General features: G+C 59.4%; 1 protein-coding gene. It reads left to right on the top strand.

Annotated elements, in window-relative coordinates:
• Nucleotides 1-140 precede the first annotated feature (140 nt).
• The gene (locus QMX86_RS28025; RefSeq protein WP_122750646.1) at nt 141-1,424 is read left to right on the top strand and encodes an arsenic transporter; all 1,284 of its coding nucleotides are present in this window, start codon (nt 141-143) and stop codon (nt 1,422-1,424) included.
• Nucleotides 1,425-1,627 lie beyond the last annotated feature (203 nt).

Below are 1,627 nucleotides of genomic sequence, written 5' to 3'. Positions count from 1 at the left end.
AACTCACTGTGGGAGCGAGCCTGCTCGCGAAGGCGGACTGTCAGATAACAATTTCACGTCTGACACACCGCTTTCGCGAGCAGGCTCGCTCCCACATTTGTTCGATTTCCACCCGTTTCGCTATTTGAAGGCTTCTGCGAATGCTCGCTGCGTCACTGATTTTCCTGCTGACCATCACCCTCGTCATCTGGCAACCCAAGGGGCTCGGCGTCGGCTGGAGTGCAACGTTGGGCGCCGTGCTGGCGTTGATTTTTGGCGTCGTTCACCTCACCGATATTCCGCTGGTCTGGCAGATCATCTGGAACGCCACCGGCACCTTCGTGGCGCTGATCATCATCAGCCTGTTGCTCGACGAGGCTGGCTTTTTCAATTGGGCAGCGCTGCACGTGGCGCGTTGGGGGCGGGGCAGTGGGCGCAAACTGTTTGCCTTCATGGTGCTGCTTGGTGCGCTGGTCTCTGCGTTGTTCGCCAATGACGGTGCTGCACTGATTCTCACGCCGATCGTGATTTCGATGCTGTTGGCGTTGCGCTTTTCACCGGCGGCGACGCTGGCATTCGTCATGGGCGCCGGGTTCATTGCCGACACGGCGAGCCTGCCGCTGGTGGTATCGAACCTGGTCAACATCGTTTCGGCGGACTTCTTCCACATCGGCTTCAACCGCTATGCCGCGGTGATGGTGCCGGTCAACTTCGTCAGCGTGGCGGCGACGCTGGGCATGTTGCTGTGGTTTTTTCGCCGCGACATCCCGGCGGCGTACGACCCGGAACAACTGGAAACCCCGCACACCGCGATCCACGACAAAGCGACGTTCTATGCCGGTTGGGCGGTGTTGGTGATCCTGTTGATCGGCTGCTTCGCTCTGGAACCGCTGGGCATTCCGATCAGCGCAATTTCCGCTGTGTGCGCCGCCTTGCTGCTGGGTATTGCCGCGCGCGGCCACAAAATCTCCACGCGCAAAGTGATGAAAGAGGCGCCGTGGCAGATCGTGATTTTCTCGCTGGGCATGTACCTGGTGGTGTACGGCCTGCGCAATGCCGGACTCACCACTTACCTCGCCGGGTGGCTGGACGTATTCGCCGGCCACGGCGTGTGGGGCGCAGCCATGGGCACCGGGGTGCTGACGGCGCTGCTGTCGTCGATCATGAACAACTTGCCGACGGTGTTGATCGGCTTGCTGTCGATCGACGCCAGTCAGGCCAGCGGCGTGATCAAAGAAGCGATGATCTACGCCAACGTGATCGGCAGCGACCTGGGGCCTAAGATCACTCCGATCGGAAGCCTGGCAACGTTGTTGTGGTTGCATGTGCTGGAGCGCAAGGGCATCCACATCGGCTGGGGCTATTACTTCCGTGTCGGGATTGTACTGACGGTGCCGGTGTTGCTGGTGACGTTGGCGGCGTTGGCGGTGCGGCTTTCGCTGTAGATCGGGGTGGGCCCAATCGCTGGCAAGCCAGCTCCCACAGGATTTGTATTCACCGCGAAACCTGTGGGAGCTGGCTTGAACTGGCCTAATGATTTTGGACACTTCAATCAGGCGCTATGATGGCGTCCAAATCTGAGGTGTTCGGATATGCGTAACTCTTATTCAACTGAATTCAAACTCAAGGCTGTCGGCATGGTATTGGA

Source organism: Pseudomonas sp. PS01270 (genome assembly GCF_029959775.1).
GTDB classification, from domain to species: domain Bacteria; phylum Pseudomonadota; class Gammaproteobacteria; order Pseudomonadales; family Pseudomonadaceae; genus Aquipseudomonas; species Aquipseudomonas atacamensis.
This window is presented reverse-complemented; position numbering and strand designations above follow the sequence as displayed.